Origin of the sequence: Rhizobium sp. SG741 (assembly GCF_012275435.1) — a bacterium.
GTDB lineage: Bacteria > Pseudomonadota > Alphaproteobacteria > Rhizobiales > Rhizobiaceae > Rhizobium > Rhizobium lusitanum.
Window position 1 is genome coordinate 1 of the sequence record NZ_JAAZQP010000008.1, and the last position, 20414, is coordinate 20414.

General features: G+C 60.2%; 19 protein-coding genes and 1 tRNA gene. 9 read left to right on the forward strand and 11 right to left on the reverse strand.

Going from position 1 to position 20414, the window contains the following annotated elements:
- Positions 1-90: 90 nt before the first annotated feature.
- Positions 91-429, reverse strand: a complete 339-nt coding sequence (locus FHT29_RS20230; protein WP_047562217.1) for a DUF2147 domain-containing protein — start codon at positions 427-429, stop codon at positions 91-93.
- Positions 430-893: 464 nt separating this feature from the next.
- On the opposite strand from FHT29_RS20230, the gene FHT29_RS20235 reads away from it, so the two are divergent.
- Positions 894-1157, forward strand: a complete 264-nt coding sequence (locus FHT29_RS20235; RefSeq protein WP_168600079.1) for a sel1 repeat family protein — start codon at positions 894-896, stop codon at positions 1155-1157.
- Between the two features lie 131 nt (positions 1158-1288).
- Here the strand turns inward: FHT29_RS20235 and FHT29_RS20240 are convergent, their stop codons facing one another.
- Positions 1289-2401 carry a pyridoxal phosphate-dependent aminotransferase gene (locus tag FHT29_RS20240; protein WP_037193821.1) on the reverse strand — a complete coding sequence of 371 codons (1113 nt, stop codon included), beginning with the start codon at positions 2399-2401 and terminating at the stop codon, positions 1289-1291.
- Positions 2402-2492: 91 nt separating this feature from the next.
- Entirely contained in the window at positions 2493-2885 is a 393-nt protein-coding gene (locus tag FHT29_RS20245) for a PilZ domain-containing protein (RefSeq protein WP_037193823.1), read from the reverse strand.
- Positions 2886-3193: 308 nt separating this feature from the next.
- Here FHT29_RS20245 and FHT29_RS20250 point away from each other — a divergent pair, with 308 nt between their 5' ends.
- A complete protein-coding gene (locus FHT29_RS20250) occupies positions 3194-3631 on the forward strand; it encodes a glyoxalase superfamily protein (RefSeq protein ID WP_047562220.1) in 438 nt (145 codons plus the stop codon).
- Positions 3632-3695: 64 nt separating this feature from the next.
- A complete protein-coding gene (locus FHT29_RS20255; RefSeq protein WP_168600080.1) occupies positions 3696-5063 on the forward strand; it encodes an MATE family efflux transporter in 1368 nt (455 codons plus the stop codon).
- Positions 5064-5112: 49 nt separating this feature from the next.
- Here FHT29_RS20255 and iolB read toward each other — a convergent pair whose 3' ends face one another.
- From iolB to FHT29_RS20280, 5 genes are all read right to left on the reverse strand, one after another.
- Entirely contained in the window at positions 5113-5910 is a 798-nt protein-coding gene (gene iolB / locus FHT29_RS20260; protein WP_037193829.1) for a 5-deoxy-glucuronate isomerase, read from the reverse strand.
- 16 nt (positions 5911-5926) lie between these two features.
- The gene (iolE, locus tag FHT29_RS20265; RefSeq protein WP_047562207.1) at positions 5927-6841 is read right to left on the reverse strand and encodes a myo-inosose-2 dehydratase; all 915 of its coding nucleotides are present in this window, start codon (positions 6839-6841) and stop codon (positions 5927-5929) included.
- A gap of 67 nt (positions 6842-6908) precedes the next feature.
- Positions 6909-8759: a 3D-(3,5/4)-trihydroxycyclohexane-1,2-dione acylhydrolase (decyclizing) gene (gene iolD / locus FHT29_RS20270; RefSeq protein WP_168600081.1), complete on the reverse strand. Its 1851-nt coding sequence runs from the start codon at positions 8757-8759 to the stop codon at positions 6909-6911.
- 25 nt (positions 8760-8784) lie between these two features.
- Positions 8785-10722: a 5-dehydro-2-deoxygluconokinase gene (gene iolC / locus FHT29_RS20275; protein ID WP_047562211.1), complete on the reverse strand. Its 1938-nt coding sequence runs from the start codon at positions 10720-10722 to the stop codon at positions 8785-8787.
- 178 nt (positions 10723-10900) lie between these two features.
- Entirely contained in the window at positions 10901-11773 is an 873-nt protein-coding gene (locus FHT29_RS20280; RefSeq protein ID WP_037193837.1) for a MurR/RpiR family transcriptional regulator, read from the reverse strand.
- A gap of 232 nt (positions 11774-12005) precedes the next feature.
- On the opposite strand from FHT29_RS20280, the gene FHT29_RS20285 reads away from it, so the two are divergent.
- From FHT29_RS20285 to FHT29_RS20295, 3 genes are all read left to right on the forward strand, one after another.
- The gene (locus FHT29_RS20285; protein WP_047562212.1) at positions 12006-13124 is read left to right on the forward strand and encodes a Gfo/Idh/MocA family oxidoreductase; all 1119 of its coding nucleotides are present in this window, start codon (positions 12006-12008) and stop codon (positions 13122-13124) included.
- A 245-nt stretch (positions 13125-13369) separates the two neighbouring features.
- Positions 13370-14587, forward strand: a complete 1218-nt coding sequence (locus FHT29_RS20290; protein ID WP_037193841.1) for an FAD-dependent oxidoreductase — start codon at positions 13370-13372, stop codon at positions 14585-14587.
- Between the two features lie 129 nt (positions 14588-14716).
- Positions 14717-14806: transfer RNA gene (locus FHT29_RS20295), tRNA-Ser, on the forward strand.
- A 63-nt stretch (positions 14807-14869) separates the two neighbouring features.
- Here FHT29_RS20295 and FHT29_RS34315 read toward each other — a convergent pair.
- Both FHT29_RS34315 and FHT29_RS20300 read right to left on the reverse strand, forming a co-directional pair.
- Complete coding sequence (locus FHT29_RS34315; RefSeq protein WP_210166114.1) at positions 14870-15028, reverse strand: hypothetical protein; 159 nt, start codon at positions 15026-15028, stop codon at positions 14870-14872.
- A gap of 79 nt (positions 15029-15107) precedes the next feature.
- Positions 15108-15752 carry an SDR family NAD(P)-dependent oxidoreductase gene (locus tag FHT29_RS20300; protein ID WP_210166115.1) on the reverse strand — a complete coding sequence of 215 codons (645 nt, stop codon included), beginning with the start codon at positions 15750-15752 and terminating at the stop codon, positions 15108-15110.
- A gap of 70 nt (positions 15753-15822) precedes the next feature.
- Here FHT29_RS20300 and FHT29_RS20305 point away from each other — a divergent pair, with 70 nt between their 5' ends.
- Positions 15823-16257, forward strand: coding sequence for a MarR family transcriptional regulator (locus tag FHT29_RS20305; protein ID WP_037193845.1), 435 nt, complete (start codon positions 15823-15825; stop codon positions 16255-16257).
- Between the two features lie 265 nt (positions 16258-16522).
- On the opposite strand, the gene FHT29_RS20310 is transcribed toward FHT29_RS20305, so the two are convergent.
- Entirely contained in the window at positions 16523-16942 is a 420-nt protein-coding gene (locus FHT29_RS20310; RefSeq protein WP_348644873.1) for a hypothetical protein, read from the reverse strand.
- A gap of 856 nt (positions 16943-17798) precedes the next feature.
- On the opposite strand from FHT29_RS20310, the gene FHT29_RS20315 reads away from it, so the two are divergent.
- Positions 17799-18860: a porin gene (locus FHT29_RS20315; protein WP_168595685.1), complete on the forward strand. Its 1062-nt coding sequence runs from the start codon at positions 17799-17801 to the stop codon at positions 18858-18860.
- A gap of 469 nt (positions 18861-19329) precedes the next feature.
- A complete protein-coding gene (locus tag FHT29_RS20320; RefSeq protein WP_037193849.1) occupies positions 19330-20397 on the forward strand; it encodes a porin in 1068 nt (355 codons plus the stop codon).
- Positions 20398-20414: the final 17 nt, after the last annotated feature.

Below are 20414 nucleotides of genomic sequence, written 5' to 3' on the forward strand. Positions count from 1 at the left end.
AAATCAAAGCGAGCCATCACTGCCTCCAAATCAACGGAAGCAGTGAATCACAATCCATTAAAAACAAAAACTATTTTATGGGTATGTGACCTAGAACCTCGTCCAGGTCTGCGACTTGCAGAAGATTTTCAGGACGCAGCCCTTCATCCTGACGGTATTGCCACTGACGGAGCCGGAGCCGCTATAGGTCTTGTCTTCGGAAGGGTCGGTGAGTTCGCCCGTATAGCTGCCGTCCTTGCCCTGCATCTTGCCGATCTGCCGGCCGGCATATTTGCCTGTTTTCAGCGTCACGCAATAGCTGTCCGCGCAAGGTGTGATGGCGGCGGTATCGCCTTCCACGGTCTTCCAGTCGCCCACGATCGGCTCGTCAGCGAAGGCTGCGCTTGCGCTGACGAGCAGCGCCGCGGCGAGAATGGTTACACGGATCATTTTGTTGTTCCTCCCCAGGGTGCCGTCCGGCCCTGCGACCGGAAATACGCCAAGATTATCTAACGCGAACGTAAAGGTAAATATGGTTTCCAAGCGCAAATTCCCGTTATGCGGCCTCCAGCGTCCTGTCGAAAAATACTGTTTCCGATGACTACAGCTCATTTCGTGGTGAACGAAGGGTTTAAATCCAGATCCTAACAAAACGTAAAATTCGCGCAAAAGTCCTTAATTTGCAAGGCAAGCGATGTTTAACAAAATCCCAAGTTTACCAAGCATTTGTACTTTGTTTGCACCGAATTAAGCATGCATTTTAGCCGTTTTTTGAAAGCCGTCTGCGATAGTGAGGTCATCAAACGAGCGGGGCAAACCCGCCGGCCGGAAGGACCGGAAAGCCGCGAACGACGGCAAGGTCTTAACGGAAAAACAGGGCAAGTACGAACAGAAGTAAAACAGGGATAAAACCGATGGCACGCTTCGAAACACCGATGTCTGAAATGGCCATGATGGGTGGCAACAGCGCCGATGCCCTTTGCGAGCTGGGCGTGAACTACGCGACCGGCAGGGGCTGCACCGCAGATCTCGTGGCCGCCCATAAATGGTTGAATATCGCGGCCATCCGTGGCAGCACGCGGGCCGCCGAGCTTCGTGCCGACGTCGCCGCGACTTTGACCAAGATGCAGCTCGCTGCAGCGCTCCGCGCCGCGCGCGAGTGGATGACCACGCACTGAAGCGCGCCAACTGAATACGACGGCTGACCTCGAAAGAGGGGATGTCGGCGGACGACGGAGAGGCGAACCGCCGAAATATCGAAAACCGCGACCGGCCGGAACAAGGCCGGCGCGGTTTCGTCGTTTGAGATTCAACCGATCGCCTTCAGCACCTTAGGCAGCGCCTCGGCCAGCAGATCCAGATCTCGGGCGGGTCCGACACTGATGCGGATGCAGCGGTTGAGCGGCGCGACACCCGGCATGCGGATGAAAACACCGTGCTGGATCAGCCCATCGACGATGGCGCGGGCGTAGACACCGTCGCGGCCACAGTCGATGGCGACGAAATTGGTGGCGGAGGCAAGCGGCAGGAGCCCGTTGTCCCGCGCGATCGCACCGATCTGCTCACGAGCCGCCTGGATCTTGCGGACGACCTCGGAGAGATAGGCCTGATCCTTCAGCGCGGCGAGCGCTGCCACCGTCGCCAGCCGGTTCATGCCGAAATGATTGCGGATCTTGTCGAAGGTCAGCACTGTCTCGGGCATGCCGATGGCATAGCCGACGCGGGCGCCGGCAAGACCATAGGCCTTGGAGAATGTGCGGGTGCGCAGCACGTTCGGCAAATCGATCAACGTCGAGATCGCCGGCAATGAGCTCGCTGGTCCCGTCTCGCTGTAAGCTTCATCGAGGATGAGCAGGCAGTTTTCCGGCAGCGCGCGAGCGAAGGCGACGACCTTGTCGGCATCCCACCAGCTTCCCATCGGATTGTCGGGATTGGCGAAATAGACGAGCGGCGCATTCTCGCGTCTGACCGCTTCGAGCAGCCCATCCAGATCTTCGCGATCGTCGACATAAGGCACGGTCACCAGGCGGCCGCCGAAGCCCGAGACGTGGAAATTGAAGGTAGGGTAGCCACCGAGCGAGGTGACGACAGGCGTGCCCGGCTCGATGACCATGCGCGCGATGAGCCCAAGCAGGCTGTCGATGCCTTCGCCGACGGCGATATTGGCGGACTGGACGCCGAGATGCGCGGCGAGTGCCTGCTTCAGCGCGAAGTTTTCCGGATCGTTATACATCCAGATGTCGCCCGCCTGCTCGCGCATGGCTGCGATGACCGAGGGCGCGGGGCCGAAGCCGTTTTCATTGGCGCCGATGCGGGCTTTGACCGTCAGCCCGCGCTGACGCTCCAGCGCTTCGGGGCCGACGAAAGGCACGGTGGAGGGAAGGGCGCTGATCAGCGGCGTGAAGCGCGAAAAGGCGGACATGCTGGCTTGTTTTCCCGAATTCTGTTGCAAGGTGCGGCAGAATAGGCGCTTGGCGTGCCGTTGCAAGAGCGGAAAGCTGCGGGATCTGCGCCTACCGTCTCCTGCCGCGCGCGGCGAGCGCTTCGGTATTGCCGATCATGAAATCGGCGCGAACGACGCGGCGCAATGTCTCCGGCTCGATCAGGTTGATGAAGCGGACATGGATGCGGTTGCCGTTGCGGCTCGTTTCGGCGCAGGCGATGCGATAGGCGAGGCCGAGAATGTTCAGGTAGTAATGGCTCGGCAGCCCGACGGTCGTGGCGACGACGAAGCTGGCGCCGCCGCGCGAGATGTCGACGATCTCGGCGCTGCGCATGGAAATACCGGTGAGACAGGGACGTACCGCCACGAGACGCGCCGGCCTCTGGACAAAGAACCGTTCCCAACTCCGTTCGTAGACTTCGGATTTGACTTTCGCCAGATGCGTTGCGCGAAGCATTGTCATTCCCTGTTGAAGAGCAGACCGAATTCATCTCGGTTACACCATGAACCTTGCACGGAGGTTTTGCGGAAGCGTCAATTGCATTGGTAGAATTTTAACGGGTTCGCCTTTTGTGCCGATTTGGATGCAGCTTGACAGGAACATTGGCTTCGATCATACGGATTGTCGGTTTGAGGCGACTGCCGCTCGCGGATAAAATCCAAGGTGAAGTCCTCGCAGTTTTGGTCACAGCCACATAGGGCATGCTGACTGACGGCAATGCGAGCCCCGTTCCACGGTCGTAAATGCGTGCCTTAGCAAAGGCTGACCTCATGACGACGACCTATCCGTCCATAGATGAATTAAAGGTGCAGGCCCGGCGTTTGCGTCAGGCCATGGCTGAGCGCGGCGATGACATGAGCCATAGCGCCGCGCTGGAGCTCATCGCCAAGCAACATGGCCTGCGAGACTGGAACACGCTCTCAGCGCTCGCGGCCAAACCGAATGACAGGCCCGATGCGCCCTTCGCGGTCGGCGCTGCCGTTCGCGGCCGCTATCTGAACCAAGCCTTCACCGGCAAGGTTCTGGCACTATCAGCGAAGTCCGGCGGGCTTTACAAGATCACCATTCACTTCGACGAACCGGTCGACGTGGTCGCCTTCGAGAGCTTTTCGGCCTTCCGACAGCGCATCAACGCCCAGGTCGACGCCGATGGTATCTCGCCGCGCAAGACGTCGAACGGCGTGCCGCATCTGGTGCTCGACATCTGATTTATCCCGTCATCAACGAATCTCGAGCTTCGCCTTTCGCAAGCGGCTCCGCCTGGATCTTCACATGACACGTCATTCCGAAACCAACATGTTCCTCACCGGCTGGCTGCCCGGCGTTTTTGCCAAAACCGCCGCGCCGATCGTCGTCATCACGACAGTCAGCGGCCTTTTTGCCGTGGTCGACGCCTATTTCCTCGGCGTCTACGTCGGCGCCGCCGCGCTGTCTGCGGTCAGTCTCATCTTTCCCGCCTTGATGTTGCTCATTGCGCTGCAATCGCTGGTCTCGAACGGCATGGCGAGCATTCTCGCGCGCCGCCTCGGGGCCGGGGATCGTGTCGGGGCAAGGAGTGTGTTCGCCGGCGCCCATGCGCTGGCGATCGCCGTCGTGATCCTCATCAACATCGTCTATTGGGCGGCGGGCCGACAGCTCATCGTCATGGCGGCGGCAGGAAATGCAACGGTTGCCGCCAATGCCGAAGCCTTCATGGGCGTCATGGTCGCCTTCGCGCCGATCAGCTTCTTTTTGTCGCTGCATGTCGATGCACTGCGTTGCGAGGGGAGGCTCGGCTTCATGACGCTGGTGACGCTTGCCTCGACCCTGCTCAATATCTTCGCCAACTGGCTGCTGATGGCCGTGGCCCATTGGGGTGTCGTCGGCTCGGCCGGCGGTTCGATCCTCGCGCAATTCATCTGCCTGGCGATCATTCTCGTATATCGCCTGCGTCGTCCCGGTGCGCTCGCGGTCGACATGAAGCTGCACCTGCGCGAATGGCGCGGCATCTTCGCGTTCGGCGCGCCGATGAGCCTCGGCTTCATCGGTATCTCGTTGAGCTCGGCGGCAATCCTCTTCAACCTGTCGATCTGGCACGAGGGCGACTACGTCTCGACCGTTGGCGCCTATGGGATCGTGACGAGGGTGATGACTTTCGCCTATCTGCCGCTTCTCGGCCTCAGCATCGCGCTGCAGACCGTATCGGGCCACAATCATGGCGCGGCACTTCCGGCCCGCGTCGGCCGCAGCGTGCTGATCGCGATGGCCTCGGCTCTGATCTATTGCGCCATGGTGGAACTGATCGTCGAAATGCTGGCGGGACATCTGGGGGCGATCTTCGTCGCGGATCCGCTGATCGTCGCGGAAGTCGGCCGTATTCTGCCATGGACGATCGGCGCCTACTTCCTCTTCGGCCAGGCGATCATTCTATCATCCTATTTCCAGTCGGTCGGCGATGCGAAACGCGGCGCGATCTTCGGCTTGTCGCGGCCCTATCTGTTCACGCTGCCGCTGACATTTCTTTTGCCGCTCTTCTTCGGCGAAGGCGGGATCTGGATGACACCGGTCTTTGCCGAGGCGGGAATGATCCTGCTCATCTGGCTCGTGCTGTCGCGCAACGCCAGAAACCGGGGCTGGCGCTACGGCCTGTTGCCGGCATGAAACAGAAAGGCCGCGCTGTCGAGGCGCGGCCTTTCCTTTTGAAGGCCAGTTAGGCCTTGAGCAGCCATTCGTGTTCCGGCGCGTTGTAGAATTTCCAGATGCGCTTCGGACCAGCCATGACGTTGAGATAGTAGAGATCATAGCCATGGCACGCGGCGCAGGGATGGTATCCCTTCGGCACCAGCGTCACGTCGCCGTCCTCCAGCACCATCACCTCGTCCAGCGATCGGTCGTCGGTATAGACGCGCTGGAAACCGAACCCCTGCGGCGGGTTGAGGCGGTGGTAATAGGTCTCCTCGAGGAAGCTTTCGTTCGGGAGATTGTCCTGGTCGTGCTTGTGGGGAGGATAGGACGAGGTATGGCCGCCTGGCGTGATCACTTCCACGACAAGCAGCGAATGCGCCGCGCCGTCGTCTTCCGGCATGATGTTGTTGACATGGCGAACGTTGGTGCCCTTGCCGCGTGTCAGCGCGGGGTGCGTACCCGGCGGGATGGCGCGCGCCTCATAGGAGCCGCCGCCCGGAGCCGAGCAGACGGCAAGTTCCAGCTCGGTTTCGGCCGTGACCGACCAGCTCGAGCCGGCCGGAATGTAAAGTGCATGGGGCGCGCCCTCGAACGGGCTCATACGGCCGCCGAGCACGCCGAAATCCTTCGCGCCCGCCTTGGCGCTTCCCTTGCCGCTGACCCAGACGAGGCAGACTTCGCGATCGCCGGTTTCCGCCGAGGCCGTTTCGCCCGGCTTCAAGCGATGGAGATCGAAGCCGACATAGGTCCAGCCGGCGCTTTCCGGCGTGACATGGGTGACGCGGCCATGGGAGCCATCAGGTTTGACCTTGAGATTTGGCATGGGCGTTCTTCCTCACTTACTTGGGGAAACCCTCGGTTTCCACCGTATAACCTGCGGCCGTCATGACGCGCATCAATTCGGCATGGCCGATCTCGGCCATTTTCTGCGGCGGAGCCTTGCGCGGGTCCTGTTCGGCCTCGACGACGAACCAGCCTTCATAGCCATAATCGGCCAGGCGCTGGACGATGGCCCCGAAATCGAGCGAGCCGTCGCCCGGCACCGTGAACGCGCCGAGCGCCACCGCGTCGAGGAAGGACTGCCGGCTGCGATCCAGCCCATCCACGACAGGCTTGCGGATATCCTTGACGTGAACGTGGTTGATGCGGGCGTGGTGGTTGTCGATGGCGCGCAGGACGTCGCCGCCGGCAAAAGCGAGGTGACCCGCGTCGAGCAGAAGCGGAATGCCTTCGCCGGAATAGCGCATGAAGGCGTCGAGCTCCGGCTCGGTTTCGACGACTGCGGCCATGTGATGGTGATAGGAGAGCGGCATGCCCTGCTCGGCGCACCATTCGCCGAATTCGGTCACGCGGCGCGCATAGGCCTTCATCTCGTCATCCGAAAGGCGCGGCTTGGTGGCGAGCGGCTTGAAGCGGTCGCCCTGGATGGAGCGGCCGACTTCGCCATAGACGATGCAGGGTGCGTTGACCGCCTTGAACAGCGCGATCATCGGAGCGATGCGGTCCTTGTTGGCGGCAAGCTCTTCATTGACCAGCGTGCCCGAAAACCAGCCGCCGCAGAGCGTCACGTCGGCGGCGCGCAGGATCGGCAGCATCTCCTCGGGATTGCTCGGGAAACGCCGACCCTGTTCCATGCCGGTGAAGCCAGCACCGCGTGACTGGCGCAGGCATTCTTCGAGAGATACGTCGTCGCTCAGCTCCGGAAGATCGTCGTTCCACCACGCGATGGGCGACATGCCAAGTTTGGCCTTCATCAATGGTCTCCTTGAAAATAGTGTTGGAGGAGCCGAAACGCTCCTCCGGAAAAATGAAAGAAATCGATCAGCCGATACGCTGGACGGCGCGCGCTTTTTCGTAGGCGGAACGGGCCTTGTTGACCTCAAGCCGGGGGCTGACTTCGGGAACGGCGACGTCCCACCAGTGACCGCCTTCATCCGTCGTGATCAGCGGATCGGTGTCGATGACGATGACCGAGGTGCGCTCGTTTTTCTTCGATGCCTCGATCGCCTGTTCCAGTTCGGCGATGGAGGCGACTTTCACGGCAACCGCGCCCATGCTCGCGGCATGCGCCCTGAAGTCGATGTCCGGCATCACCTCATGGTACGAATCCTTCAGCAGATTGTTGAAGTTCGCGCCGCCGGTTGCCATCTGCAGCCGGTTGATGCAGCCGTAGCCCCTGTTATCGAGGAGGATGACTGTGAGCTTCAGGCCGAGCATGACCGAGGTCGCAAGCTCCGAATTCAGCATCATGTAGGAGCCGTCGCCAACCATGACGACAACGTCCTTGTCCGGCCGCGCCATCTTTGCGCCGAGGCCGCCAGCGATCTCGTAACCCATGCAGGAGAAGCCGTATTCCATGTGGTAGCTGCCGGGCGCGGTGGCCGGCCAGAGCTTGTGCAGTTCGCCCGGCAGGCCGCCGGCGGCGCACAGCACGATGGTTTTATCGCCGCCGAGCGTGCGCGTGACGGCGCCGATCACCTGGGCGTCGGAGGGCAGGGCGGCATTCGTGGTCGCCATCGCCTTGGCGGCGGCCTCCATCCAGACCTTCTTCTCCCGCGTTGCCTGCTCCGCGAGCGAGGCCGGAGCCCGCCAGCCGGCAAGGCCGGCGCCGAGTGCCTTCAGACCTTCGCGCGCATCCGTCACCAGTGGGTGACTATCATGCTTCAATGCATCATAGGCCGCGATGTTGAGGCCGATGATGACCATCTTATCGTTCTTGAACAGCGCCCAGGAGCCGGTGGTGAAGTCCTGGCAGCGGGTGCCGACGGCGATCACCAAATCGGTGTCCTCGGCAATGGCATTGGCGGCCGACGTGCCTGTGACGCCGACCGAGCCGAGCGCCAGCGGATGCCTCTCGTCGATCGCCGACTTGCCGGCCTGCGTAACGACGACGGGGATGCCATGCGCTTCGGCGAAAGCAGTCAGTTCCTTGGTCGCCTGTGAATAGAGCACGCCGCCGCCGGCAAGGATAACCGGCTTTTCGGATTTGCGGATCAGCGCAACGGCATTCGCCAGCTCGTCGGCATCCGGCTGCGGGCGTCGCGTCGTCCAGACATGTTCCTCGAAGAAGCTCTCGGGATAGTCGAAGGCTTCCGCCTGCACATCCTGGCAAAGCGACAGGGTCACCGGACCGCAATCGAGCGGATCGGTCAGTACCTGCATGGCGCGCTTCAGCGCCGTGATGATCTGCTCCGGCCGGGTGATGCGGTCGAAATAGCGCGAAACCGGGCGGAAGGCATCATTGGCGGAGACCGTGCCGTCGCCGAAATCCTCGATCTGCTGCAGCACCGGATCGGGCGCGCGGTTGGCGAAGACGTCGCCGGGGAGGAAGAGAACGGGGATGCGGTTGACATGCGCGACACCTGCGGCAGTCACCATGTTCAGCGCGCCGGGGCCGATCGATGTTGTGCAGGCCATGAAGCGCTGGCGGAAGCTCGCCTTGGCATAGGCAATGGCGGCATGGGCCATGCCCTGCTCGTTGTGAGCGCGATAGGTCGGCAGCTCCTCGCGCACCTGATAGAGCGCCTCGCCGATGCCGGCGACGTTGCCGTGACCGAAGATCGCCCAGACGCCGCCGAAGATCGGCTGCTTCTGTCCGTCGATGATGGTCATCTGCTTCTTGAGGAAATGTGCGACGGCCTGCGCCATCGTCAATCGGATCGTCTTGCCCATGGGGCGCCTCCCAAATGCTTTTAAACTATTGCAGGCCGCGGGTTTTCAGCCACGCCTGGGTCAGTTGCCGGAAGCGGCCGGCCATGTCGGCAATCGCTTCCTCGTCGTTCATGCTGCCTGACAGCCAGGCCCGCGCCGCATCGGAAAAGATCGTTCGCCCGACGGCGAAACCCTTGACCGAGGGTGCGGCCAGCGTCGCCTCGAAGCTGCGGATCAGTTCCTCTGCCGGTGCCTCCAGACCGAGCAACACGATACCCCGGCACCATGGATCATTTTTGGCGATCACGGCATCGATTTTTTTCCACGCGGCGGTCGATTCCTGCGGCTCCAGTTTCCACCAATCCGGTTTGATGCCGAGTGCATAGAGCTCTTCCATGGCGGTCGGGATCGTGTCGTCGGTGAGCGGACCATTCTTGCCGGCGATGATTTCGACCAGCAGTTCGCGGCCGACCTTTCGCGCTGCCTCGAACAGCGTCCGCAGCTTCTCCTGCTGCTCCGCCTTCAATTCCTTCGGGTCGTCCGGATGGTAGAAGCAAAGGCATTTGATGCAGTGGTTGAGCGGCCATTCGACGAGCTGCGAACCGATATCCTGGCTGAACTCGAATTTCAGCGGTTTCGATCCCGGCAGTTCGACCGGCCGTCCAATCCAGGAGAAATTCTTGGTTGCGGCATCGAAGAAGGCATCGCGGCCGAAGCGCTCATCGATCAGCATGCCGTAGCCGGGCCGGCCGTCGGCTACTCGCGCCGCCGCCTCGACGGCTAGTCGCTTGAAAGCAACGATCCTGTCATGGCCGACACCCAGTTCGTCGGCAACGCTAACGAGCTGCGAGCGGTGATCGATGGCAAGCGCCATCAGCAGCGGGATCTCGTCACCGCGACGGGTCGTCGCCCAATGGACGTGGTTGATCGCCTCATCCTTGCGCAATGCCCGGTGCTTGCTGCCCGTCTTGAGGAAGAAATCGAGCTCTGTCCAGGTCGGATATTCCGGCGAGCAGAGCAGACGGGAGACAGCGAAGGCGCCACAGGCGTTCGCCCAGGTGGCGCAGGTCTTCAGCGGTTCGCCGCGCAAATAGCCGCGCAGGAAGCCGGACATGAAAGCATCGCCGGCGCCGAGCACATTGAACACCTCGATCGGGAATCCTTCGCCGACGATGCCGGCCTCGAGGTCGTCCGAGATCGGGCCTTCATAGACGATACAGCCCATGGCACCGCGCTTCAGCACGATGATCGCGGGCGACAGGCGGCGGATTTCCTTCAGCGCGCCGAGCACGTCGTCGACGCCCGAACCGATCATGATCTCCTCTTCCGTACCGACGATCAGGTCGCAATCCGGTAGCGTCTCCCTCATCTTCGAGGAAACGCGATCCGACTTCACATAGCGCTCGAACCCCTCGGCATGGCCGGCGAGGCCCCACAGGTTCGGCCGGTAATCGATATCGAAAATCACCTTGCGGCCGTTCGCCTTGGCGATACGGATTGCCTTGCGCTGTGCGGCCTCGGTGTTCGGCTTGGAGAAATGCGTTCCGGAAACCAGAACGGCAGCGGAGGACTTGATGAAGTCCTCGTCGATATCGCGCTCCTCCAGCGCCATGTCGGCGCAATCGGAGCGATAGAAGATCATCGGTGAGACGCCCTCGGCCTCGACCGCGAGCAGCACCAGCGCTGTCAGGCGCTCCTTGTCCGTCGCGATCCCGTCGACGGCGACACCTTCGCGCGCCGACTGTTCGCGGATGAAACGGCCCATCTGCTCGTCGCCGACGCGGGTGATGAGGCCGGATTTCAGTCCCAGCCGTGCCGTGCCGATGGCGATGTTGGCCGGGCAGCCGCCCACCGACTTGGCGAAGGAGGCGATATCCTCCAGCCGGGAGCCGATCTGCTGGCCATAGAGATCGACGGAGGAACGGCCGATGGTAATCACATCGAGTTTCGCCTCCGGCCGAGCGCCCGGATTGTCGTGTGCCATAATATCCTCCCGTCCGGGCATGACCCTCTTGCTCTTCAGCTTGCGCCGGGATCATGCATTATTGAAAGTGCCGGTGTTCGTTTTGTCCCGGTTGTGGTCGATCGGGCGGTCATCTCCCACGACCGTGATCCTGGCGGTAATGAAACATTGGTTCCGATATTTTGTCAATTCGGAATGTTTATTCCATTTTCGTTTTGTCTGCTTTTATCCCGCTTTTTCGCCGACGCTCCGCGATGGCGACGGGAAAGGCCATGATGAGCGCCATCGAGGCCGACAGCGAGCGGAAGCCGGCAAAGTCGGCTTCGGCCACTTCGAACCAATGGGTGGCGCAGGCGGTGAGCGGCGAGAAGGCCGAATCGGTGATGGCGATGACGGGCACGTTGCGCGCCGCGAGATCCTCGGCCTGCGCCAGGCTATCGGCGGCATAAGGGGAAAAGCTCGCGGCGATCGCCGCATCTTTCTGTGTGGCGAAGCGGGTAATCTCGCCATCGATGCCGTTCGGCGAGGCGACGATCTGGTGGCGTATGTTCAGCTTGGAGAAGGCGTAGGTCATATGCGCCGTCAACGGGTATGAGCGGCGCTTGGCGATGAGATAGATCGTCTCCGCGGCAGCAAGCACATCGATTGCCTTGGTAAAGGTTTCCGTCTCGATGGTGGCGGCGAGCTTGTTGACCGATTGGCTGGCAGCAGAGAGGAAGCCGGAGAGAATGCCGGCCTCCTCGTCCGTGATACCGGAGCGCTCCAGCGTTACCAGCCGCTCTTCGTAGCTCAGCGTCCGATCGCGCAGCCTCTCGCGAAAGATGCTCTGCAGGTCGGAAAAGCCCACATAGCCGAGATGGTGGGCCAGGCGCACCAGCGTCGACGGCTGGACTTCGGCCGCCATAGCAATGCTGGCTGTCGTGCCGAAGGCGATCTCGTCGGGATTGGCAAGCGCGAAGGCCGCCACCTGTGCAAGGCGCTTCGGCATGGCATTCTTGCGCTCTATGATGATGCTGCGCAGGCTTTCGAAGTCACGCGGCACCCTGATCTGCGTGTCGATGCTATTGTCCATGCCCCCGTCCTTCCGCCGCCACACCCGCTAATGAAACAAATATTCCATATTCGCAACGATAGCGGATTTTGATTCATCCAGCACGAATATTTTTAAGTGAATGATTTAGAACATATAACTTAGATTTTTTGTGAGTTGTGGCGACGGCGGTCGCAAGAGTGCGCTTGTCAAAACGGTCCAGATATTCCAAAAATCAGCCCAACTTCGGGAGATTATGTGGGAGGACAGGCAAATGAAGCCATTGGGCGTTGGATTGATCGGAACCGGCTACATGGGCAAATGCCATGCGCTGGCGTGGAATGCGGTCAAGACCGTGTTCGGCGATGTCGCGCGGCCGCGCCTAGTGCATCTGGCCGAGGCCAATGCCGATCTGGCGAAGGCACGGGGCGACGAATTCGGCTTCGAAAAGGCGACGGCCAACTGGCGCGAGCTTGTTGCCGATCCCGATGTCGATGTCGTTTCCGTCACGACGCCCAATCAGTTCCACCCGGAAATGGCGATTGCAGCTCTCGAAGCCGGCAAGCATGTCTGGTGCGAAAAGCCGATGGCGCCTGCCTATGGCGATGCCGAACGCATGTTGGCTGCCGCCAGGGCTTCCGGCAAGGTTGCCGTTCTCGGCTACAATTATATCCAGAACCCGGTGATGCGGCACATCAAGGCGCTGATCGGAGAGGGTGCGATCGGCGCGGTCAATCACGTCCGCGTCGAGATGGACGAGGATTTCATGGCCGATCCAAACGGCCTGTTCTACTGGAAGAGCGAGCTTGCCTCGGGTTACGGCGCTCTTGATGATTTTGCCGTGCATCCTCTCTCGCTGCTGTGGTTCCTGTTCGGTCACGTCGAAGCTGTCATCACCGATATGGCGAAGCCCTATGCCGAGCGGCCATTGAAGGACGGCGGCCGCCGCACCGTCGAAAATCACGATCTCGCCAATGTGCTGATGCGGCTGGGAGGCGGCATTTCCGCCGTGCTCATGGCCAATCGCTCGGCCTGGGGCCGCAAGGGCCGTATCGCCTTGCAGATCTTCGGCTCCAAGGGGTCGATCTCCTATGATCAGGAGCGCATGAACGAATTCGAGGTTTACCAGGCCGAGGGCAGGGATAGCGAACAGGGATTCCGCAAGGTTCTCGCCGCCCCGGCGCACAAGCCCTACGATCGCTTCATCCCGGCGCCCGGCCATGGCCTCGGCTTCAACGATCTGAAGATCATCGAATGCCGCGAGCTGATCCGCGCCATTTCCGGGCAAGTTGCGTCCGTCGTCGCTTTCGCGGATGGCCTGCGCATCGAAAAGTCTGTTCATGCCATGGCGCGATCGTTCCACGAGCGGCGTTGGATCGAAATCGTCGATTAGGCATTTTGCAGTCGGGTGGACCCACCTGGCGCGGCACACGTGCGGCAGAAAAGGAGATGGAGCGGCAGTTCGGCTTCGGCCGGAGGTCCGCCGCTCTTGGCTGCCGGCCTAATTTTCTCCCGATCCTTGGCGCAGGGTCAGTCGTGATTGACGCTTGCAGGTGTAAGCGTTACCCCTGAAATCCATAGACGCATCCGTCCCGCATCACGCCGGCGGATCGCCATGATAACAATGGAGTACGGATCGTGACGGGCAGATTGGTCATTATCGGGGCCGGGCAGGCGGGCTTTGCGCTCGCAGCCAAATTGCGGGCACTTGGTGATTCCAGGCCCATCACCATCGTTGGTGCGGAGGAGAGCCTTCCCTATCAGCGACCGCCATTGACCAAGAAATATCTGCTCGGCGAGATGACGTTCGATCGCCTGCTATTCCGCCCGGAACATTGGTATGCCGACAACAATGTCGATATCCGTCTGTCCACCTGGGTCGAGCAGATCAACCGCGCCGCAAAGCAGATCGTCATGCAGGACGGCTCGGTGCTGGGCTATGAAACGCTGGCGCTTGCGACGGGGGCCACTCCGCGTCGACTGCCGCCTTCTGTTGGTGGCACGCTCGAAGGCGTCTATCTCGCCCGCGACAAGCGCGATGCGGATCTTCTTGCGGGCGAGATGCGCCCCGGACGCCGGGTCCTCATCATCGGTGGGGGGTATATCGGACTTGAGGCGGCGGCCGTCGCGCGCCATCGCGGCCTTGAGGTCACCCTGATCGAAATGAGCGACAGAATCCTGCAGCGTGTCGCGGCCAAGGAGACGGCCGATATCTTCAGGGCGATACACAGGAAGCATGATGTCGTCATTCGCGAGAAGACCGGACTGAAGCAGCTCGTCGGTAGGAACGGTCATGTCGCCGCCGCGGAGCTTTCGGACGGATCCACCATAGATGTCGACTTCGTCGTCGTCGGTATCGGTGTCGCCCCGAATGACAGGCTCGCCAAGGAAGCCGGCCTTGAGGTCGGCAACGGCATCGTCGTCGATTCGTTCGCGCGCACCTCTGATCCATCCATTTTCGCGGTGGGTGATTGTGTCGAGCTGCCATGGGAGGGCGGGCGGATCCGACTCGAATCGGTCCAGAACGCCGTCGATCAGGCGGAAGCCGCAGCCGAGATCATTGCTGGTGGCAACGAGGCCTATGATCCGAAGCCGTGGTTCTGGTCGGATCAATATGACGTGAAACTGCAGATCGCCGGTTTCAACCTCGGCTATGACGAAACGTTAATGCGCGCCGGCGCCCGCGAGGGCTCCGTTTCCGTCTGGTATTTCAAGCAGGGCCGTTTCATCGCTGTCGATGCCGTCAACGACGCAAAAGCCTATGTTACCGGCAAGAAGCTGCTGGAAACGGGCGTCAATCCGTCGAAAGCCGTTCTGGCCGATCCGGCTGCGGATATCAAACAGCTCCTGGTTTGATATCAACTGCAAGCCGGCTATGAGGTTCGCATCCGCGGGCTGCTCTCGCCGTCTTAATGCATGGAGAACAAGCGCGGAGATGAAAAAGCGCTTGCGTCGATAAATGAATGGCCCTATCAGGGCCGCACCGGAGAGGTGGCCGAGTGGTCGAAGGCGCTCCCCTGCTAAGGGAGTATACCAGAGATGGTATCGTGGGTTCGAATCCCATCTTCTCCGCCAGCCCCACCGTTTCTACGCCATGGCGCGATATTCTGCTTAACCGCCGCCGAATGCCGCACGGCATCAGCGGAAGCGGGAAAGCGTTTCAGTCGTCTTTTCCCACAATTGTCGCCGTGCTTCCTCGTTATCCGCGCGGGCAACAGGCGTCAGCAGGCGCGCACTCTTCGCCGAGACATATGCCCCGGTCTGTTTGCCGAAGGCCGGATCGGTGGCCAGCCTCACGATGGCCCCTGCGCCACGCTCGGGATTGCCAATGCCAAGCCACGTCAGCAACCCGGCGACTGGACGAGCAAAGCTGAGTTCACGGCCGAGCCCGGTGACATTGAAACCCGGACATAGGCAATTGACGACGACCCCCGTCCCGTCGAGCTGCCGGGCTAGTTCGAGGGAGAACATGATGTCCAGAAGCTTGGTGCGGCCATAGATCCTTGATGATCCCCGTGCGGTGAAGGGGGCGAATGTCGAGCAAATCCTTTTCGATGTCGAAAGCGCCACTCTGGCGCGAGGCTTCCGAGCCGACGGTCACGATGCGCGATGGCGCAGAATGCACGAGGGTTTCGCGCAGCGTATCCGTCAGCAACCAGGGAGCGAAATAGTTGACGGCGATCATTTCCGCATAGCCGTCCGCGGTGACGCGCTGCTCGAAGGCGTGCAGTCCCGCATTGTTGATGAGCACATCAATGCGCGGATGCCGCGCAGCAATGGCCTTGCCGGTCCTCACCACCGCCGCCAAGTCGGAGAAGTCGACGAAATGCACATCGACCGGCGTGCCGGGCGCGATTGCCTCGATCGCGGCGCAAGTTTGGTCGGCCTTGGCCTTGCTGCGCGCGGTCAGGATGAGGTGCGCCCCGTATCGGGCCAGGCTCAAAGCGGCGAGTTGACCGATGCCGTCGGTGGCGCCGGTGATCAGAATTTTAGGACGAGCGGACATTTGGCACAGCACCATTTAGTTGATATATGTCCATTAGTCGGATTGGTGGACAAATATCCACTAAATTTCTTTGAGGGGTACGCAAATGAGCAAGACGCATACGGAGCTTGTGACGGAATTGGGTCGCGAACTGAACGCCCTGCTCGTGGCGTCCCGCACGGTCATAGCCGCTTCGGCCGCCCGGTTTCGTCCTGATCTTCAGCCGGCCGCCTACCAGCTTGCGGCCATGCTTGCCGGCCAGGGTGCCACAAAGGCAGGGCGCCTCGCGGACCGGCTCGGTATGGACAAAAGCGCCGTCAGCCGGTTGGCAAAAACGCTTTGCGACAATGGGCTTGCGCAAGCCTCTGCTGACCCGGACGACGGGCGGGCGATCGTCTACAGCCTGACGGACGCGGGCCGTGAAGGAATTCAAGCCGCGGACGCGGTCAAATCCGACGCGTTCCTTTCGCGCGTAGCTGGGTGGGAGAATGAAGAACTCACCCTGTTCATCGGCTTACTGAGAAAGTTCAATCGTTTTTGAAAAGCAAATGGCGGCACGGGCATTTCGACGACAAACATCCGGCAAAATGCGGCTTTAGAGGGCTATGGCGTAGACATAGTGCTCATCATCATCGGGCGCGGCCCGCCAGCCCCGCCTATTTCCCTCGATGGCCCGATAGAGCCGCCGACCACCGCATACCACACGCGGGGTAGGAATCACCGATTCCACGCTATAGCCCGATACGGCGCCATCAAATCATAGTTGAGTCCAGCCGATATCGTCCCGTCGAACATCTGGAAAGTCGTCAGGGAAACGGCTCGGTAGCCGTTTTGACCGCCCGTGGCGACTGGTGCTGATCACCGCAGATGAGCCGTTGGCTGGCTGATGCCCGGTTGGCTCGCGACAGCGCGCCCAGCAGCGTCGAGGTGAACGAGGCCCGCAGCGCGTCACGCAGTTCCATGTGAAGTGCGCCAAGGGCGGGTTCGTCCTTGTAAGCGGCAAGGAGACTGGGTGGCGGCGGGGCATAGGCCGACGCCGCGCCCGCTGAAAGGAGGCTCATCAGGCAGAACATTTGCGCGCCATCGCCAAACTCCGGCACATGGTGTCGCACGAGTTCAGTCATGGTCGCGAGCCTGCCGAGGGAGGACCGCTTGTGCCTCTTGATCGTCTCGACCGAGACATTGTGCTCCAGGACGCCGCTCTGCGCGCCGAAGAGGCTGCACAGCGCCGACTTCTACGACCAAGCCGTCCAACGGCGCCTGTGGACCGTCTCCGAAGAGCTTACCGGAGTGACCTTTCCGGTGAGGTGAAGCGGCGTCAAACACCGCCAATTGTCCGATATGGCCGCCCGCCGATTGCCGCAAAATGCGAAATATCTGCTTATCTGTCGGATGATTATAACGATCTCGCAGTTCTCATCTTCGTCAGGCGTGGCCCGCCATTCCTATCGAATCGTCAGTATTAGCCGCCGGCCGTTCCTCAAATCGGAATTGCGATAGATCGGCCAACATAGGCCCACCTCCGTTGCTGCCTGTTCAATTCTTCCACGGATGCGTTGCGGCATCGCAATAATCTCGCCATGGGGCTGCTCCGTCATCCAATAGCGAATCGTCCACGACGGAATCATTTGGGTACCTGCATCGATTTGGGACGGCAGGTGAGCTGTTTCGCCGCCGCCCACTACCTGCAATCGCAACGGTAAATGTCGTAAATGATCCCTGAGACGTCGCGAAAGCCTGCAATTCGCCATGGAACGGCTATTTTTGCGCCCAATTCCATTTCTTCGGCGATGTTTGCGCCTGTCTCGTAAGTCCCCGTGGATTAAAGATTTTCTTAACAAAGTCTAAACCTATATTGCGGCGGGGTTGCCGATTTGTGTCCTTTCGGCAACAGGACTTAGGGAAGGCTAACGCAAATCCCCCTTTCCGAGTAGATGTCGATTGCGTGACAGAGCGCGTCTTGTATTTTCACTCTCGGAAGCGAGGGCGATTGATCGTCCACTTCTTGAAACGCGAGGATGGGACAGGGAATACCTTCGGGTAGTTCTCATTCTCGAACAAAACTTTGACTGGAGGTCAATAATGAACATCAAGAGCCTTCTTCTCGGCTCCGCTGCCGCTCTGGCAGTAGTTTCCGGTGCTCACGCAGCCGACGCTGTCGTTGCTGCTGAGCCGGAGCCGCTTGAATACGTCCGTATCTGCGACGCTTACGGCGCCGGCTACTTCTTCATCCCAGGCACCGAAACCTGCCTCAAGATCGGCGGCAAGGTTCGTACCGAAGGTCAGTGGTACGACGCTTACAACCCGAACAGCCGTTTGGGTACGCTGTGGCACACCCGCGCTGAGTTGAACGTCAACACTGCGACCGATACCGAATACGGCCCGCTGAAGACCGAGACCATCATTCGTTGGGACTGGAACGACGGCAACACGACCAAGACCAACCTGCTGTGGGCTTACATCAGCCTCGGTGGCTTCACCGTTGGTAAGACGGACTCGCAGTTCAACGTCTTCACCGGTTATGCCGGCGACGTCATCAACGACGACGTGGTCTATGACGGCCCGTACGAGCTGAACCAGATCACCTACAACTACGATGCAGGCAACGGCTTCACGGCTGTGATCTCCGTCGAAGATTCCAATTCCGGTACGGGCGCCACTGGCTCTAACGGCGAAGACAGCTCCGACCATTACGCTCCTGACGTTGTTGCCGGTGCCGGCTTCAAGTCTGGCGCATGGGGCTTCAAGGTTGTTGGCGGCTACGACTCGATCGTCGAAGAAGGCGCCATCAAGGCTCGTGTCGATGCTGACTTCGGTGTCTTCTCGGCCTTCTTGATGGGCGGCTGGAACACCGACGGCGACAAGCTGAACAAGTACGCTGGTTCGAACGGTGCTGGCGATGCTTCCGGTATCGGCTGGGGTGACTGGGCTCTTTGGGGCGGCGCAAGCGTTCCGATCAACGAAAAGCTGAAGTGGAACTTCCAGGTCGCTTACACCGACTCGAAGATCTTCGCTGCGACCACGAACCTCAAGTTCAACCCGGTCAAGAACCTGCTCATCGAGCCGGAAGTTTCCTACACCAACTGGGATTCGATCAACGAAGACCAGTGGGCTGGTATCCTCCGCTTCGAGCGTAGCTTCTAATCTGATCTGACGTCTGTCATATCTGATTTCTCTCACTACGGTGAGGAAGAGCCCGGCCTTAACGGCCGGGCTTTTTCGTGTGCGTGATCGAACATAAATCGCGTGTGATTGAAAAGACAAAGACGACTTTTGATTCTTGATTTTTCTAATGCACTATATCCTTATATTCCGGCTTTCCTTCTAAAGTAACTCCAAGTAAAGATCGGCTTTGAGTCCAGCGGATTTGTGACGGTTTTGCGACGTGATTTTTGTGCAACGCACTTTTTGAAACGCGCGTCATAAATGCCGATAGTTTGTATCTGATATTGCTCTGAAAAAAACGATCTGTAGGTTCCAAACCGGAACCGAGACTCACTTTAGTCTCGGTTCTCCCAGATCAGGGGTCAACTTTGAACATCTAGGTGGGGTGGGGCGCGTCGTTTTTCGGCGTGATTTCTCATGCCTAATTGATATTGGAACTGGAGTTACTATGAACATCAAGAGCCTTCTTCTCGGCTCCGCTGCTGCGCTGGCAGCAGTATCCGGTGCTCATGCGGCTGACGCTGTCGTCGCCGCTGAGCCGGAGCCGCTCGAATACGTCCGCATCTGCGACGCTTACGGCGCTGGCTACTTCTTCATCCCAGGCACCGAAACCTGCCTCAAGATCGGCGGCCAGGTCCGTACCGAAGGCGGCTGGTACAACGCTTACAAGGCTGGTCAGGACCAAGGCGCCCGCGGCACATATTGGCATACCCGCGCTCAGCTGAGCATCGATACCGCAACGGACACCGAATACGGTCCGCTGAAGACCAACACGGTCTATCGTTGGGACTGGAATGACGGCAACGCCACCACCACCAAACTGCTCTGGGCCAATATCAGCCTCGGTGGTTTCCTCGTCGGTAAGGCCGATTCGGCCTACTCGACCTTCCTCGGCTACGCCGGCGACGTCATCAACGACGACGTGATCGAATACGGTATCAATGGTACCGACGAACTGAACCAGCTCACCTACAATTATGATGCTGGTAACGGCTTCACGGCTGTAGTCTCGGTGGAAGATTCCAACTCCGGTACGGGTGCCACGGGTGCAAACGGCGAAGACAGCTCTGACCACTATGCGCCGGACGTTGTCGCCGGTGCTGGCTACAAGGCTGGCGCTTGGCAGTTCCGTGTCGTAGGCGGCTATGACTCGATCGTTGAAGAAGGCGCTGTCAAGGCTCGCGTCGATGCCGACTTCGGTATTCTCTCCGCGTTCATCATGGGCGGCTACAACACCGACGGCAGCAAGCTCAACAAGTACGCTGGTGCTGGCGGCGCTGGTATCGGCTGGGGTGACTGGGCTCTCTGGGGCGGTGTTGGCGTTCCGGTCAACGACAAGCTGAAGTGGAACCTGCAGGTTGCTTATGACGACCTGAAGACCTTCTCCGCGACCACGAACCTCAAGTTCAATCCGGTCAAGAATCTACTCGTCGAGCCGGAAGTGACCTACACGAACTACGACTCCGTGAACAAAGACACCTGGGCCGGCATCCTCCGCTTCCAGCGCAGTTTCTAATTCGGTTCGCCGAATCG

Bases quoted from the DNA above. Each gene is read 5' to 3' on its own strand.
- FHT29_RS20230 (WP_047562217.1), bottom strand. From the start codon at position 429: ATGATCCGTGTAACCATTCTCGCCGCGGCGCTGCTCGTCAGCGCAAGC.
- FHT29_RS20235 (WP_168600079.1), top strand. From the start codon at position 894: ATGGCACGCTTCGAAACACCGATGTCTGAAATGGCCATGATGGGTGGC.
- FHT29_RS20240 (WP_037193821.1), bottom strand. From the start codon at position 2,401: ATGTCCGCCTTTTCGCGCTTCACGCCGCTGATCAGCGCCCTTCCCTCC.
- FHT29_RS20245 (WP_037193823.1), bottom strand. From the start codon at position 2,885: ATGACAATGCTTCGCGCAACGCATCTGGCGAAAGTCAAATCCGAAGTC.
- FHT29_RS20250 (WP_047562220.1), top strand. From the start codon at position 3,194: ATGACGACGACCTATCCGTCCATAGATGAATTAAAGGTGCAGGCCCGG.
- FHT29_RS20255 (WP_168600080.1), top strand. From the start codon at position 3,696: ATGACACGTCATTCCGAAACCAACATGTTCCTCACCGGCTGGCTGCCC.
- iolB (WP_037193829.1), bottom strand. From the start codon at position 5,910: ATGCCAAATCTCAAGGTCAAACCTGATGGCTCCCATGGCCGCGTCACC.
- iolE (WP_047562207.1), bottom strand. From the start codon at position 6,841: ATGAAGGCCAAACTTGGCATGTCGCCCATCGCGTGGTGGAACGACGAT.
- iolD (WP_168600081.1), bottom strand. From the start codon at position 8,759: ATGGGCAAGACGATCCGATTGACGATGGCGCAGGCCGTCGCACATTTC.
- iolC (WP_047562211.1), bottom strand. From the start codon at position 10,722: ATGGCACACGACAATCCGGGCGCTCGGCCGGAGGCGAAACTCGATGTG.
- FHT29_RS20280 (WP_037193837.1), bottom strand. From the start codon at position 11,773: ATGGACAATAGCATCGACACGCAGATCAGGGTGCCGCGTGACTTCGAA.
- FHT29_RS20285 (WP_047562212.1), top strand. From the start codon at position 12,006: ATGAAGCCATTGGGCGTTGGATTGATCGGAACCGGCTACATGGGCAAA.
- FHT29_RS20300 (WP_210166115.1), bottom strand. From the start codon at position 15,752: ATGGTGCTGTGCCAAATGTCCGCTCGTCCTAAAATTCTGATCACCGGC.
- FHT29_RS20305 (WP_037193845.1), top strand. From the start codon at position 15,823: ATGAGCAAGACGCATACGGAGCTTGTGACGGAATTGGGTCGCGAACTG.
- FHT29_RS20315 (WP_168595685.1), top strand. From the start codon at position 17,799: ATGAACATCAAGAGCCTTCTTCTCGGCTCCGCTGCCGCTCTGGCAGTA.
- FHT29_RS20320 (WP_037193849.1), top strand. From the start codon at position 19,330: ATGAACATCAAGAGCCTTCTTCTCGGCTCCGCTGCTGCGCTGGCAGCA.